This is a genomic window from Alkalicella caledoniensis (assembly GCF_014467015.1).
Classification (GTDB): domain Bacteria; phylum Bacillota; class Proteinivoracia; order Proteinivoracales; family Proteinivoracaceae; genus Alkalicella; species Alkalicella caledoniensis.
Window position 1 is genome coordinate 537,883 of sequence record NZ_CP058559.1, and the last position, 14,865, is coordinate 552,747.

At 36.0% G+C, this 14,865-nt stretch carries 14 protein-coding genes and 1 tRNA gene; 7 read left to right on the plus strand and 8 right to left on the minus strand.

From position 1 onward, the window contains the following. Positions 1-2 precede the first annotated feature (2 nt). The 5 genes from HYG86_RS02760 to HYG86_RS02780 all read right to left on the minus strand — a co-directional run bounded on the left by HYG86_RS02760 (position 3) and on the right by HYG86_RS02780 (position 4,905). Positions 3-1,196, minus strand: a complete 1,194-nt coding sequence (locus HYG86_RS02760; protein ID WP_213167422.1) for a glucose-1-phosphate adenylyltransferase — start codon at positions 1,194-1,196, stop codon at positions 3-5. A 532-nt stretch (positions 1,197-1,728) separates the two neighbouring features. Next, the gene (locus tag HYG86_RS02765; protein ID WP_213167423.1) at positions 1,729-2,640 is read right to left on the minus strand and encodes a PLP-dependent cysteine synthase family protein; all 912 of its coding nucleotides are present in this window, start codon (positions 2,638-2,640) and stop codon (positions 1,729-1,731) included. A 22-nt stretch (positions 2,641-2,662) separates the two neighbouring features. After that, entirely contained in the window at positions 2,663-3,784 is a 1,122-nt protein-coding gene (locus HYG86_RS02770) for a bifunctional cystathionine gamma-lyase/homocysteine desulfhydrase (RefSeq protein ID WP_213167424.1), read from the minus strand. A gap of 12 nt (positions 3,785-3,796) precedes the next feature. Further along, the gene (locus HYG86_RS02775; protein ID WP_213167425.1) at positions 3,797-4,252 is read right to left on the minus strand and encodes an S-ribosylhomocysteine lyase; all 456 of its coding nucleotides are present in this window, start codon (positions 4,250-4,252) and stop codon (positions 3,797-3,799) included. Continuing rightward, entirely contained in the window at positions 4,252-4,905 is a 654-nt protein-coding gene (locus tag HYG86_RS02780; RefSeq protein ID WP_213167426.1) for a class I SAM-dependent methyltransferase, read from the minus strand. The genes HYG86_RS02775 and HYG86_RS02780 overlap by 1 nt, the downstream gene beginning before the upstream one ends. Positions 4,906-5,121: 216 nt before the next feature. Here HYG86_RS02780 and HYG86_RS02785 point away from each other — a divergent pair, with 216 nt between their 5' ends. The 5 genes from HYG86_RS02785 (at position 5,122) to HYG86_RS02805 (ending at position 9,971) form a co-directional block, all read left to right on the plus strand. Beyond that, the gene (locus tag HYG86_RS02785) at positions 5,122-5,427 is read left to right on the plus strand and encodes a phasin family protein (protein ID WP_213167427.1); all 306 of its coding nucleotides are present in this window, start codon (positions 5,122-5,124) and stop codon (positions 5,425-5,427) included. A 41-nt stretch (positions 5,428-5,468) separates the two neighbouring features. Continuing rightward, a complete protein-coding gene (locus HYG86_RS02790) occupies positions 5,469-7,049 on the plus strand; it encodes an ABC1 kinase family protein (protein ID WP_213167428.1) in 1,581 nt (526 codons plus the stop codon). A 273-nt stretch (positions 7,050-7,322) separates the two neighbouring features. Next, on the plus strand, positions 7,323-7,928 hold the full coding sequence (locus HYG86_RS02795; RefSeq protein WP_213167429.1) for a hypothetical protein: 606 nt from the start codon (positions 7,323-7,325) through the stop codon (positions 7,926-7,928). A gap of 221 nt (positions 7,929-8,149) precedes the next feature. Then, positions 8,150-9,427, plus strand: coding sequence for an HD-GYP domain-containing protein (locus HYG86_RS02800; protein WP_213167430.1), 1,278 nt, complete (start codon positions 8,150-8,152; stop codon positions 9,425-9,427). Then, positions 9,396-9,971, plus strand: a complete 576-nt coding sequence (locus tag HYG86_RS02805) for a DUF5317 domain-containing protein (RefSeq protein ID WP_213167431.1) — start codon at positions 9,396-9,398, stop codon at positions 9,969-9,971. The genes HYG86_RS02800 and HYG86_RS02805 overlap by 32 nt, the downstream gene beginning before the upstream one ends. 18 nt (positions 9,972-9,989) lie before the next feature. On the opposite strand, the gene HYG86_RS02810 is transcribed toward HYG86_RS02805, so the two are convergent. The 3 genes from HYG86_RS02810 to HYG86_RS02820 form a co-directional block, all read right to left on the minus strand. Then, positions 9,990-11,360: a B12-binding domain-containing radical SAM protein gene (locus HYG86_RS02810; RefSeq protein WP_213167432.1), complete on the minus strand. Its 1,371-nt coding sequence runs from the start codon at positions 11,358-11,360 to the stop codon at positions 9,990-9,992. 496 nt (positions 11,361-11,856) lie between these two features. Further along, entirely contained in the window at positions 11,857-12,204 is a 348-nt protein-coding gene (locus tag HYG86_RS02815) for an SdpI family protein (RefSeq protein ID WP_213167433.1), read from the minus strand. A gap of 171 nt (positions 12,205-12,375) precedes the next feature. Then, positions 12,376-12,451: transfer RNA gene (locus tag HYG86_RS02820), tRNA-Ala, on the minus strand. Between the two features lie 136 nt (positions 12,452-12,587). Between HYG86_RS02820 and HYG86_RS02825 the strand changes: the two genes are divergently transcribed. Continuing rightward, entirely contained in the window at positions 12,588-13,718 is a 1,131-nt protein-coding gene (locus HYG86_RS02825; RefSeq protein ID WP_213167434.1) for an NAD(P)-binding protein, read from the plus strand. Continuing rightward, on the plus strand, positions 13,708-14,808 hold the full coding sequence (locus tag HYG86_RS02830; protein WP_213167435.1) for an NAD(P)-binding protein: 1,101 nt from the start codon (positions 13,708-13,710) through the stop codon (positions 14,806-14,808). Before HYG86_RS02825 ends, HYG86_RS02830 begins: the two co-directional genes overlap by 11 nt. Positions 14,809-14,865 lie beyond the last annotated feature (57 nt).

Consider the following 14,865-nt stretch of genomic DNA (forward strand, 5'->3'; position numbering starts at 1 on the left):
TGTTAATTACCTCCCCCGCTTGTTAGGTTATCAAAAACATCACCTTTTTTAACATGGGTATAGGGCTGTATCTTCACGTTTTCTCCTATTACTGTTATTCCCTTTCCATCCCCTAGTCCTATGATACAGTTTTTTTCAATAATTGTTTCTTCACCAATTATTGAATTATCTACAAGGGTGTTCTCTCCTATAGTTGTTCCTGTCATAACTACACAATTTCTTATACTTGCACCTTTTTTTATTACAACCCCTGGAAAAACCACACTATTTTCCACACTTCCTTCTATGGAGCACCCCTCAGTCACTAATGAGTTAGATACATTAGCTGATACCCCAATATAATGGGGTGGTTTGGCTGGGTTAACTGAATAAACCTTCCAGTTTCTATCACTTAAATTAAGTTTACTGCTTTCATCTAGTAAGTCCATGTTTGCTTCCCAGAAGCTTTCAATTGTACCTACATCTTTCCAGTAGCTATTGAATCTATAAGTATATAATCTTTGATTATCTTTAAGCATAGCAGGAATTATGTCTTTCCCAAAGTCATGGGAAGTAACATCTAAAGAAGCATCTGCAGTTAAATATTTTTTTAGCTTTTCCCATGTAAAGATATACACTCCCATGGACACTAGATCACTTTTAGGTTTTTTGGGTTTTTCCTGAAATTGAATTATCTCACCTAATACATTGGTTATAATTATTCCAAACCTACTTGCTTCCTCTAAATTTACTGTCATTGCTGCTATTGTCAGGTCTGCTTTATTTTTCATATGCTCCTCTAGCATTAGGGAATAGTCCATTTTATATATGTGATCACCTGAGAGTATAAGTACATATTCTGGATTATATATGTCTATATAATCCATGTTTTGATAGATGGCATCAGCTGTTCCCATATACCACCTACCTCCTGTTTTTCGTACATAGGGCGGAAGTACTGTAACCCCCCCATTTTTTCTGTCTAGACCCCAGTGGCTTCCAACACCTATATATGAGTTCAAAGTAAGTGGCTCATATTGTGTGAGTACACCTACTGTGTCAATACCTGAGTTTGCACAATTACTTAATGTAAAGTCAATAATACGGTATTTCCCCCCAAATGGTACTGCTGGTTTAGCAAGTTTAGATGTAAGTATTCCCAACCTGCTACCCTGCCCCCCTGCTAGTACTAATGCAATACATTCCTTCTTGTTCATTATATCTCCTCCTTCCAAAACTTCCATTAGAGAAAAATATATTCTTGTGCGGGAGGAAATATGACAGTTTTTTGAGCATATATAAAAAAGCGCCCCATGGGCGCTTCAGCTTATATTCAAATCTTAGAAAAAGTCATTGGCCCAAGAAAGGCATATTAAAAAGCGGCACAATTTATTCGAGGAGACTGGTAGGGGGTCCCCTTGTGGGACCCTTACAATCAAAACTATCTAGCCCTTTTGGAGGTCAGGGTGGTACAAGACCACCCCCTACACCATGGATGGTGAATTGGAGCGGTACCCTTCTGGAGTTTAGATAGAAGCCTTAAGTCTCGACGCAGAATTTTGTACAAAAAACCATAGAGTGATTTTCTCTATGGTTTTTGGGGTTGTAGGGGTTCACCCCTGCCGTTAAGGAGGGTGATATTCGAAGGGAACCTAGGGTTCCATATAGAGGAGCTTTAGCGACGCTTTAATATGCGACATTCTTAGAAATGACTTTTTCTTCATTTAAGCGCCCGAATGGGCGCCTTTACTATTCGAAAATTCCTTTACTGATATATCTATCGGCCCTATCTGGGAATATAACAACTATATTTCCATGGGTGATATTTTTTGCAAGTTTTAGTGCTGCTACCATGGCAGCTCCGGAAGATGAGCCAACCATAATACCTTGATCTTTTGCTAAATCCTTGACTGCCTTAAAAGCTTCATCATCATTTACTTTAAAAACCTCATCTATATATTTCATGTTCAATGTCTGAGGTATAAAGTCGTTACCAATACCTTCAATCTTATAGGATCCACAAGTTCCACCACCTATTATGGATCCTTCAGGATCTGCTAGCACTCCTTTGACAGAAGGGTTGTGTTCTTTTAAGTACTGCATAACACCAGTGATAGTACCACCTGACCCAGCTCCTGCTACAACATAGTCAACATTTCCTGATAACTGTTCAAAAATCTCTTTTCCTGTTGTATGATAATGTGCTCCAGGGTTATGAGGGTTGTTGAACTGATCCACCACAAAGACATTTTTTATCTCTTCTTTTAGCTCTTCTACTTTGTTAAATGCACCTTTAAGCCCATCTTTTTCAGGTGTATTGATAACCTCTGCTCCAAGGGATCTCATGATTACTTGTTTTTCCACAGAGAATTTCTCTGGCACCACAAATATTACCCTATATCCTTTGCCCATGGCAGCTAATGCTACTCCGATTCCTGTGTTGCCAGCCGTTGCTTCTACAATTGTTGCACCTGGTTTTATAGTGCCTTCTTTCTCAGCTTCCTTAATAATATATTCACCTATTCTATCTTTTACGGACCCACCGGGATTATAGAATTCAAGCTTAGCCAATAGATTTACACCATCTGGTAAGTCTATATGGTTAATTTTTAAAATAGGGGTGTTTCCTATCATTTCAGAAATATTATTATAAACTTGCATTTTCTCACCAATCCTAACTAACTTAGATTGTTAAATCCTTTAAAATATCTTCAATATCTTCAACACCCACAGAGGCTCTGATTAAGGTATCTGTTATACCTAGTTGGGCCCTTACTTCTTTAGGCACAGATGCATGTGTCATAAGTGCTGGTACAGATATCAAACTCTCTACTCCACCTAAACTTTCCGCTAATGTAAATGTTTTTAGGTTGTTGAATATTTTATCCATAATTTCTTGGCTTTCTACATCAAAGGATATCATCCCTCCAAAGTCTGACATCTGCTCTTTTAGATTAGCATTGTCCCCCATTAAGAGTCCTGGATAGTAAATATTCCTTACCCAACTTTGTTTTTGTAAAAATTCTACTACTTTGCGGGCATTCTCACAGTGTCTCTCCATTCTAAGGGCCAATGTTTTAATACCTTTAATTAGTAGCCAGCTATCCTGTGGTCCTAAAATAGCACCAACTGAGTTTTGTATAAAGTGTAACCTTTGAGCAAGTTCTTCACTGTTTACAACTACAACTCCTGCCACTAAATCACTGTGACCTCCTAGGTACTTTGTTGCACTGTGTAGAACAATATCAGCTCCTAATTCAATGGGCCTTTGAAGATATGGAGTCATAAAAGTATTATCTACTATTGTCAATAGATCGTTAATCTTTGCCACTGAAGCAACTGCTTTTATGTCTGTTAGCTTCATCAAAGGGTTAGTTGGTGTTTCTATATAGATAGCCTTAGTGTTTTCATTTATTGCCTTCTCTATAGCTTCTGTTGAACTTGTATCAACAAAGCTGTAGTTAAATCCAAGTTTACTAAATACTTTGTCCACAACTCTCCTGGTACCACCATATAGATCATCACTGAAAATAAAGTGATCACCGGAATCAAACATCATTAGAACAGAAGATATAGCTGCCATCCCAGAACCGAATGCAAAGCCTGCGTGACCTTTTTCTAAGTCAGCAACCAATTGCTCTAGTGCAACCCTTGTGGGATTGCCTGTCCTTGAATATTCGTAGCCTGTATGTTCACCTGGTGCAGGTTGTTTATATGTTGATGTTTGATAAATTGGTACCGTAACTGCACCTGTGTGTTTATCTCCATCTATTCCACCATGTATTACAAGTGTGTTGAATTTCATCTATTTCCCCTCCTATAGCTCGTATTTTGCTGAAAGCTTTTCTATTACCTCTTTGGCATATTCTTTAGCACCAAAAAGAGAAAGGTCCCTATAGTTACCACATTGTACTGGATTTGCAGCTGGAATTTCTGTAGCTTCTAGTACTTTTTTAAGGGCATTTACTAATGCTTTAGCAACTACTGACTCTTCTTCTTCACCTAACTTAATTAGATAAAAACCAGTACGGCACCCCATTGGAGAAATATCCACTATATCATTTAATTCTTCTCTTAAAAATCCTGCTAGTAGATGTTCAAGACCATGCACAGCACCAGTTGGCATTGTATCACCATTTGGCTGGGTGAATCTTAAGTCAAACTTATTGATTATGTCACCTTTAGGAGTATTAATAACTCCACATTTTCTTATAAATGGTGCTTCCACTTTAGTATGGTCCATTGTAAAACTCTCCACGATAATTTTTTCCATTACTCTTTGCCTCCTTTTTGTGCTAGTATTGTCCATACATACTTATTCATTTGCTCAACTTTATAGGTGTAACCTATTTTTTCATACAATTCTGTAACGTCATCAAGTAATTCGTAGTATTCAGTGTTTAAATCGTTAAGTAGGTTTACTGCTCCATCTTGCTCAACTTGCTTGTATAGGTCCTTTTTGTATTGAAGGGAGCTGAACATGGTATCGGCTATAACAATTTTTCCACCTTCATTTAACAAACCGTCTAAATATATAAGGGCCTTTTCTTTTTCTTCTAGTGTTAGATGGTGAAATGCATAGGATGTAACTATGCTATCAACTTTGTTGTAAATGGGTACATCTAAAAAGTGACCGTCTAATACCGTAACCCTTGTTAGTTTTCCCGTGGCCAGTTTACGCATTTCTGTGGAAGGCTCTATTCCTATCACATGGTGGCCCCTTTGAGCCAGTAAGCCAGTTAGGTTACCAGTTCCTATACCTATTTCAAGGGTAATACCGTGTCTTTTGTCATCTATATATTTACATATGCTGTTAAGTATCCCATTATAGTTTTCAAATACCTCTTTATATTCGTTATCTGTTCCGAATACGGTGTTATCGTAGCTTTCTGCCCATTGATCAAATAGCTGGTTAAAATCAGCCATGTTAGTTCACTCTCCTTATTATTCATTCCCCTATATTCCTATCAACTTACTAGGGATAGTATAACAATTAGATCCATTATGGTCAAGATATTTTTTAGACTTTTAGGCCGTTAGATTTCATAACAAGTTTATCATGACATAATTCATTCATGTTTTTTGGGTTTCAGGGATATATTATTAATTAAGGAACCAATTAATTAATAGGGAGGTTGTTTTATGGAACTTGAAAGAACTTTTAGAAATATAATGTTAGCTGGTATAGGTTCAGCTGCTATGGCCTATGAAAAAGCCATGGAAACAGTTGATGAAATGGTAAAAAAAGGCGAATTAACAGTACATCAAGGCAAGGAGCTAAATCAAGAGTTAAAGACAAAACTTATGTCTCAAGGAACTGAAAGCTCAAACCCAAATATTACCTTTGATGCAACTAATCTAAATGAAATCTTAGCCCAAGGGAACTTAGCAACAAAGGAAGATATAGAAGATTTAAAAACTAGAATAGAATCTTTAGAGAATAAATAGAGTGTTGACAATTTTAGTCACACTCTTAGTTTTATAGCCATATGAAAGTCAAAAACAAACGGCAAAGGTTTCGAGAGATTGTTTCAGTTTTACTAAAATACGGTTTTAAAGAAGGTATTAACAGTCCTGAACAAATGCGGAAAGCACTTGAGGAATTGGGACCTACCTTTATAAAAATAGGCCAAATACTTTCAACACGTCCAGATATTCTACCAGATAAATTCACCCGGGAATTTGAAAAGCTTCAAGACGAAGTAAGCCCCGTTAGTATAGAGATAATTGAGAAAATTATTATTGATGAACTAGGTGGCCCACTATCCCATCATTTTCAGTTTTTTAGTGAAAAGCCTATTGCTTCCGCTTCTATGGCACAGGTACACAAGGCTACACTGAAAAGTGGTGCAAGTGTAGTGGTTAAAATCCGAAGGCCAAACATTGAAAGCATTATGCTTAATGATCTAGCTTTACTGAGCAAAGTAACAAGGTTTATAAAGTTCATCCCACAGGGAAGTATTTTAAACCCACAAGAGATGTTCGCTGAGCTTTATCACGCAGTGAAAGAGGAGCTAGATTTTATAAACGAAGCTGAAAATATTAAGACCTTTTCAGCACTTAATAAAGATGTTAGATTTTTGAAGATTCCTAAATTATACCCTGAGTATGTGACAAAGGAATTATTAGTTATGGAGTATATAGATGGTTTTAAGATATCTGATAAATACAATCTTTTAAATGCTGGCTATGACCTAAATGATATCGCTAACAAACTAGTTCATAACTTTTTAAAGCAAGTTTTTAATGATGGCATTTTCCACGGGGACCCACACCCAGGCAATATCTATATAAGCAAGAATAAAATCGCATATCTGGATCTAGGTTTAGTAGGTAAACTTTCACCTCAGCTTAAAACTAAGTTTAATCAGCTACTTTTTGCTGTGGTAACCGGTGACATAGAGGCAATCACCCACACAATTCTTAGAATGGGTGTAAAAAAAGGACCTGTTAATAGAATGGTCCTACAAAGTGACATCGAAGACATCTATAATTACTATGTCAGTGCATCAATGTATGATATAGATATCCCCGAACTAGTTGATAGATTGTTTGCTGTCTGTAGAGCACATAAAATCTCAGTACCCAAAGAAATAACCTTAATACTTAAGAGTTTTTTACTTATGGAGGGAAACCTAGCAACACTAGCACCAGAAATTACCATAATGGATATAGCCACCCCCTATGTAAGGGAAGAAATCCTTAAATCTAAAGATGTAAAAGGTGAATTTCTTAAAAGCGCAGAAAGCATTTATCGCTTTACTAAGGCCACCATGAAAATCCCTGAAAAAATGCTTTCTGTGTTGTCTAAGTTTTCATCTGGAACTATACAAGTACATATGGATCATACCAATTTGGACAATAACGTAAACAAAATAACTAAAGCAGCAGACAGGATAGTCATTGGGTTAATTCTTGCGGCATTGGTCATAGGCTCCTCTGAAGTCATTTCCTCCCATACGGGCCCTACTTTTTACGATATATCAATACTTGGACTAGTAGGATATATCTTAGCTGCATTATTAGCTTTGTTTTTGGTTATATCCATTATGCGATCGGGAAGATTATAAGAATTTAAAAAAGAGCCAGCATAAATGGCTCTTTTTTTATATATACTTAACCCTTAAAAAAATCTAAACACCCGTAAGTGAAGTATAGCATATCCCTGTGGCGAAACTTGTCGAAACAGGTCGTCCCCTTTCAAAATCTTTAATTAGTATAAAAGTATCAATAATTATTATATCCAAATAGAAGGAAATTCCAATTATTATGTAGAATAATGTAATCTTAGGTAGTTTTAAAAAAATAGTTATAAAGGGCGTGTTTTGATGGATATGCAACTGTTGGAAACATATTTATGCAAGCTAAACTCCGTTATTTCAGCTAAAATTGTATTAAGCAACGAGAATGAAATAATTGAGTTACATATATTAGCTGATGACAATCGTCACAGCAAGCAAATTTCAAGGGATATTCAATCTTTATTGATATCTAAGTTTGATATGGATATTGATCACAAAAGAATTAGTATAGCGCAAATTAAAGGTGAAAAGGTAGACTTGAAGGATTTTAGATTAAAGATCGGCTCCATTGAGTTTTCTACTATTGAAAAAAGAGCTACTGTGAAGGTGGTTTTAGAAAAGGATGATAAAGTCTTTGAGGGAGTGGCCTCTGGTCCGAATACTTCTTCAAATAGTTTAAAACTTTTAGGTATCGCAAGTTTAAAGGCTGTGGAGCAGTTTGTTAATTGTCCAAACACCTTTATTTTAGAGGATATTAAAACCTATAATCTAGCAGGAAAAGAATTAATTGTAGTGGGAATTACTTATCTAGACAGTTCCTCTGAACAGCTTTTATCTGGATCTGCTTATGTTCATAGAGATATAAAAGAAGCGGTGGTTAAGGCAACACTAGATGCAATCAACCGCCCCATGTTAAAAGCTTTATAATTTTGCTTATAAGGTCGACTAAATAAATTAAACCTAGCGAAGCGAATATAGCATGCTGCATTAGCGTGACAGCAAAGTACCTATTGTAAGGGAGGCTATATTCATATGAAAAAGTTAATCGGTGCTTTAGTAGGATTACTTTCATTAATTTTTGCGAGCAGCGCGAACTTTATGTGGCTTTAATACCCTAGTCGGCCTTATTATATACAAGGAGTGTTCTCATGAAAAAAAATAATATGCTGTTGTATATATTCTCTTTAACTTTGCTATCAATTATTCTGTTCTTCTTTACATTATCAAAGTATGGAGTAGCCAGTTTCACGTCTCTTTTATTATGGTGTATTTTAATTATAATAACAGACTCTTTGGTAATTGAACTCCCTAATGGTGTCGGGGTGTCTGTCGGATTAGCTATTACTATAGCGGCAATTTTCACGGCTGGTCCTTTCGTGGGTGCTTTAACGGCTGCCTGTGGAGTTTCTTTTAAGATTGTAAAAAATAACACTGGATATTCTCATATTTTTAACACTCCTTATTACAAAACACTATTCAATGCATCTCAATTGTTTATTTCCTCTTCAATTACTGGTATAGTTTTTACTACTTTAGGAGGAACGGTTGGAGATCAGAATTTCATATTTAGCCTACCTCCTATTTTATTTAGCTTATTGTGTTATGTGGTTTTAAATAGCTCTTTCATTGCTGCTTTGTTATTTATTATGTCAGGAGAATCTTTCTTTAAACTCTGGTTCAAGAACCTTAAAGGGTTATTACCCAACACCGCTGGTGTTGGAACAATAGGTGTCATTATTGCTTTGGCATATATTAGCTATGGTGTGGGAGCAGTACTCCTTTTTTTCGGCCCGTTACTCCTATCAAGATACTCATATAAGCTTTACGTAGAACTTCGCCAGACTTACATGGAGACAATCAATGCTCTTAACAAGTCCATGGATGCAAAGGATACTTATACGAGTGGTCATGCTACTAGGGTCCAAAAATATGCAATGATGTTAGGACAAGCTGCTAAACTTTCATCTAAACAGCTTGATAACCTCAAGACAGCATCTGTTTTACACGATATAGGTAAAATTGGGATCGATGACTCAATTCTAAATAAGCCTGGGAAGTTAACTGACCAGGAGTTTTCCACTATTCATAAACACCCTATCATAGGGTATGACATTTTACGAAACGTTGATTTTCTTAAGGATATAGCGGTAATAATTAAGTACCATCATGAGCGCTATGATGGTAAAGGTTACCCTGATCAGATTAGTGGAAGTGAGATTCCTGTGGAGTCCTCAATTATAGCCATTGCTGATACCTTTGATGCCATAACATCTGACAGACCATATAGAAAAAAATTAACCAAGGAGTTTGCTTTAAAAGAAATAGCAAACAATGCTGGCAGGCAGTTTGAGCCAACACTGGCAAAAACCTTTGTGGAAATAGTGACAAATTACAATGAAGATGAGGAAGCAAGACATGTATCTTGAGCCAGTAATTTCATCACTTCTTGTGGGTAAGTTACGTAAAGGAAGCTTTAAGGATTTATTACTTATTGAACTCAAGGGTTGGTATTTGTTTGTTGCAGCAGCTCTTACACAGACAATATCTAACATTTTATATACAAAGGGTTCCGGTGTAATTTCAGATTTTTTGATAAGTAGCTTTCTATATGTACACATCCTTACATACCTCTTTATATTTATAGGAATCATCATGAATTTCCCTAAAAAATCCATGATATTGCTACTCATCGGAAGCCTACTTAATTTCGCAGTGATTACTGCTAACCAAGGAACAATGCCTGTTCAAATGGATGAGTATTCCAAAGTCCACTTTGGAGAAATGGATATCCGCCATAGCCTAGTAACGGATGAAACAAAACTTTACTATTTAGCTGATATCATTCCAATCCCTAGACCATACCCTCTACCCCAAATCCTGAGCATAGGGGATATATTTATAATATTAGGGGTTTTCATGTTTATACAAGAATTGATGGTAACTAAAGTAAAAAGTAGTATTGCCTTATGAGCAATACTACTTTTTTGTTTATGCTTTCTCTGTCCACCCCTTGGTCCACTCCAAATTCTCTTCAGACCTATGTTTCAGCAAATCCTTTGCTTTCCAGATTAACTTTGCTCCCAAACTTGCAGTACTATATAAAAAGTTTACAACTCCATCATCAAAGCTATATGGTTCATCTAGGGATTCACCTTTATATTTATTATTTTCAAGCATATATTTTTCCACTTCTGTTCCTGCTAGAGGCATTAATTTAGTCAAAGGATGAACATATCCAAGCTTACCCTTTGGAACTATTTTCTTTACTTCCTGTAAGAAGCTGATGTTTTCATTTAGCTCATTTACTGTCAGTTGATAATCAAACATTATAAAGCCCATGGATATGAATATGCCAAGCTCTGATAATATCTTCACGGCTTTTAGGTTATCTTCTACACTTACATCTTTTTTAAAGCGATCCAATACAGTTTGCGAGCCTGACTCAACTCCTAAATATACACGGGATAAGCCTGCTTTTTTAAGTAAGGCAAAGAGTTCCTTGTCAACATCATTTACCCTACACTGTATTCTAAACTCAATATTCCATTCTCTATTTATGATTTCTTCAGCTATTTCCTTAGCCCTTTGCTGCCCTTTACCTTTACCTCCGATAAAGTTTGCGTCGTTAAACATAAAATTTCTAGTCCCATAGCTGTAGTGAAGGTATTCCATTTCTTTTATTACATTTTCACTGCTCCTAAGCCTGTATTTAGGACCAAACTGCGAGTAAAATGGGTCTACACTACAAAAGCCACATCTCCCATAACATCCCCTAGATGTCATCATTGATACAAAATCATGCTCTTTAATGACTTCTTCTAAGGTATCCCTTGAGGGAAATGCTAGGGTATCTAAGGTTTCCACTAGTGGCCTAATTTCTGTCTTTATTGTTTTTCCATTAACCCTATATGCTAGTCCTTTTATCTCATTTAGTTCAGCTGGTTTTTGAAAGTTTATGTGTTCACAAAGCTCTGCTATGGTAATCTCACCTTCCCCCAACACTACAGTATTAACTTCAGGATAAGCAGCAAGTATTTTTTCATATGCGAAAGTTGGGTATATCCCACCAATGGTTATATGACCTGTATAACCTGCTTTTCTTAGTTTTTTAGTGAAATCGAGACCTTCTTTTGCCCCTTCTTGAAATGGTAGGCTGATTCCTATAAGCTGTGTTGAGATTTTTGCTAATTCATCTAGTGCCTTTTTTTCATTCCATTTATTTATAGGTATATCGATTATTTTTACTTTCATATCCCTACTTCTAAGCTCTGCTGCTATGTAACCTAAACCGAGATGTTCTAACCCTCCCTGCAGTTTGCTCCAGTATGGGTTAACAAGCAACATATCATATTTTTCCATAGTACCCCCCACAAAAAATGACATGAAGTATTATTCTACATTTTATGTTATAATCCTTTTTATTTTTTAGTTATTAGTATTAAACCTTCGGACAGCATCTTACACCAAAAGAGCAAAGATACACCAACTTACACCAATAGACCTTTAAATCAACTGGCAACATCTAAAATCAAAATCATTAACACTGATAACACAGTAAACCATTTGAAACTGATAGCTCTGTAGGAAAGTTATTTTATTAAGTTACAAAACATTATTACTGATAAATAAACCTTATTATTTTCACTGTAAAATCTCCTGTTAAACCTTTGCTTACCTCCTTAATTATACTTTTTTATTTGACTGTAAGTAAATACAAAATCAGTATCATACACCTATAGCTATGTATGTTGCAATAATAGTTAGGTGTGAACATATGGGACTTGGGAAACAATTAGAACCTCCTCTAATGAGAAGGTTCCACACTTTGATGGTGAATTACTTTATGTCAGGGTCATTATTTTTTAAACTCTCCATTTTTATCAAAGGACCTTCGCAAAGCAATCTCTGTTGGTAAAATTGTCAAAAAGAGTACTGCTAAGTGAATTGGCACCCATATATTTAGCTGTTCTGCATCAAAAAATAAAAATATAAATATATTGAATACCACTAATGCTGTTCCTAGGATCAGACTGTTTTTAGCAAAATGCCTGTGTGCAAACTCCCAGGTTTGTTGATTTTTCATGGAACGAAAGCTCCGATAACCATAAACCCAGTTAATATTTTTAGGATAATGTTCCCGCCATAAAAATCCTATTAAAATCATTATTAGAGGAATAACAGCTAAACCAATAGTTTCAACCATGACATACCACCTCTCTAATGGGATTTTAAACTTAAGCTAAATACTATTTAATTCTATTATATACATACTTTCTTTTTTACTCAATAACAAGTATGATTTTTCTGTCAATTTATTTTTCAACTAAAAATAGCAAAAAACCTTCTCCTTTAAGAGAAGGTCAGATTATAAATTTGGTGGAGACGATCGGGATCGAACCGACTACCTCTTGAATGCCATTCAAGCGCTCTCCCAGGTGAGCTACGCCCCCAAATATATTTCTATTATAAGTAATAATATAACCATTGTCAATAAAAAAATTCTTATTTTATAATTATGTATAATTGAGTTGCCCTCACTGGTTAAATATTATCATTTTACACATAATAAAAATGGGAGGTATTGCTATGAAAAAAAGAGTGGCTATAATGGGCGCAGGGGTTGCAGGTCTATCCTGTGCTTTTAATCTTGAGAAATACGGAATTTATCCTGATATATATGAAATCCAAGATCAAATTGCTGGTAGGGGTTTTGACCATACTTTAGGTTGGATGAATATAATGTATCGTCCTATTAGGGATCCTTTAAAATTCCTTAATAATAAGTATGGGTATAATATAAAGCCCATGGCGGAAATAAAAAGATTAGTTATGATTTCTCCAAGGAACTCTGTCACTATAGATGGCAAACTTGGATATATTCATTTATCAGGGCCAGATAGGCGTTCCATTTATCAACAGGTTTATCCTTTAATCAAAAGGAGCAATTTTAAGTTTTCTGAGGTAGCAAATTTTAGAGAACTTGCTCAAGACTATGACCATGTGGTAATGGCTAATGGTTACACTGAGCTAACTGAGCTGTGTGGCCAGTGGAACACAGATGTGGCAGGGTTTGTTCGTGGCGCTACAGTTTATGGTGATTTTGACCCAGAAACTATCTATATGTGGTTCAATACAGACTTTGCTCAACATGCCTACGCATACTTTGTACCTTGGAGTGACCGGAAGGGTTCGTTGACTTTAAATATGTTAGAAACAACTGTTCATGGTGGTGCTATCTGCTGGAACAGGTTTATAGACTATCTAGACTGGAAGATTGAAATAGGAGATATCTGGGAAACGGTACATAACTTAGGACATGTGGATAAATATTTTTACGATAATATTATCTTCACTGGAGCTGCAGCTGGGTGCTTAGACCCTCTGTTTGCCTTTGGTAATGTGGCTTCCTTTGTCAGTGGTGGAGCTGCTGCAATGCATCTAGCAGGCAAAGGGGATTATCTTAATGAAACTAAGTTCTTTAGGGAAAGAAACAAAAAACTACGTACAGTAAGGCGATATGTTGACAAGTTTACCAATGATGATTTTGATAAATTAGTAGATTTTTTAAAAACACCAGCTTTTAGAACAATGGCTACCAAAACCAATGTGAACTTTGTAAATATCATTTCTAAATTTGTCAAAACCCTGGTTGATCCAGAAAAAAGTGATAGAATACTGTATCCTGGTACAAAGGAAGTGCTACAAGATGAAAAATAGCAACAAAAAAGTCGCCATTATGGGTGCGGGAGTTTCAGGATTAGCATGTGCCATAGAGTTAGAGAAACACGGTATATTCCCTGATATATTTGAAACCAACAAACATGTTGGTTCTAGGGGGTTCAACCACACACTGGGTTGGATAAATCTTATGTACAGACCAGTTAAAGACCCCATGCTGCATTTAGAAAAGGAATACGGAATCCACCTTAGAGCCATGGAAGAAATAAGGCGTGTTAATTTTTATACAGCCAATACATCTGCTACCTTGACAGGAAAACTAGGATATATTCATATGGCTGGTCCCGATGAACGAGGAATTGTTCCACAATTAAAATCATATGTTAAAAGCCCCATCCACTATAATGCCATCGTTAATTTCCGCGAGCTTGCAAAAGAATATGATCACCTAGTAGTAGCAACAGGAACCCCGGAGATTTCTAAACTGTTGGGCCTATGGAAAACAGATATAGCAGGATATGTACGGGGTGGAACAGTTAAAGGAAATTTTGATCCTTACACTGTAGGTATGTGGATGAATACTGATTACTGTCAGTCCGGCTACGGATATTTTGTCCCATGGAATGACCGGAAAGGTTCTTTAATCCTTAATATGTTAGAAATAACAAACCATGCAGCTGGTAGGCTTTTTGATAACTTTTTGAAAGATATTAATTGGGATGTGGAATTTGAGGATTATCATGAGACCCCACATAGTATAGGCCATGTTAAGAGACATCAGATTGATAATATATATTTAGTAGGTTTGGCAGGTGGTTTTTTAGATCCTCTATTTGCATTTGGGTCAATTGAGTGTTTAGAGAGTGGAGTAGCTGCTGCAAGGAGTATCGCATTAGGTGAGGATTTCACTAAGCTAGTTCATTTATGGTTACGAAGAAACCAACAACTACTTATGATGCGTAGGTATGTTGACAAGTTTAAGAATGAGGATTTTGATAGAGCATTTGAGATTGTTAAAACCCCAGGTTTTAGGTCATTGGTAACGAAAACAGATATCAATATTATTTACATTTTATCTAAGTTAACTAATACATTTGTCGGCCATAAGGTTGATAAAGTGTTGTGGTAGTTAAGAATTAAATATACAGACAAAGAAAGGGCTTCCCAAAGCCCTTTCTTTGTCTGT

Coding starts and splice junctions, on each gene's coding strand:
- HYG86_RS02785 (WP_213167427.1), top strand. CDS start 5,122: ATGGAACTTGAAAGAACTTTTAGAAATATAATGTTAGCTGGTATAGGT.
- HYG86_RS02810 (WP_213167432.1), bottom strand. CDS start 11,360: ATGGAAAAATATGATATGTTGCTTGTTAACCCATACTGGAGCAAACTG.
- HYG86_RS02790 (WP_213167428.1), top strand. CDS start 5,469: ATGAAAGTCAAAAACAAACGGCAAAGGTTTCGAGAGATTGTTTCAGTT.
- HYG86_RS02805 (WP_213167431.1), top strand. CDS start 9,396: ATGAAGATGAGGAAGCAAGACATGTATCTTGAGCCAGTAATTTCATCA.
- HYG86_RS02760 (WP_213167422.1), bottom strand. CDS start 1,196: ATGAACAAGAAGGAATGTATTGCATTAGTACTAGCAGGGGGGCAGGGT.
- HYG86_RS02775 (WP_213167425.1), bottom strand. CDS start 4,252: ATGGAAAAAATTATCGTGGAGAGTTTTACAATGGACCATACTAAAGTG.
- HYG86_RS02800 (WP_213167430.1), top strand. CDS start 8,150: ATGAAAAAAAATAATATGCTGTTGTATATATTCTCTTTAACTTTGCTA.
- HYG86_RS02825 (WP_213167434.1), top strand. CDS start 12,588: ATGAAAAAAAGAGTGGCTATAATGGGCGCAGGGGTTGCAGGTCTATCC.
- HYG86_RS02765 (WP_213167423.1), bottom strand. CDS start 2,640: ATGCAAGTTTATAATAATATTTCTGAAATGATAGGAAACACCCCTATT.
- HYG86_RS02780 (WP_213167426.1), bottom strand. CDS start 4,905: ATGGCTGATTTTAACCAGCTATTTGATCAATGGGCAGAAAGCTACGAT.
- HYG86_RS02770 (WP_213167424.1), bottom strand. CDS start 3,784: ATGAAATTCAACACACTTGTAATACATGGTGGAATAGATGGAGATAAA.
- HYG86_RS02815 (WP_213167433.1), bottom strand. CDS start 12,204: ATGGTTGAAACTATTGGTTTAGCTGTTATTCCTCTAATAATGATTTTA.
- HYG86_RS02830 (WP_213167435.1), top strand. CDS start 13,708: ATGAAAAATAGCAACAAAAAAGTCGCCATTATGGGTGCGGGAGTTTCA.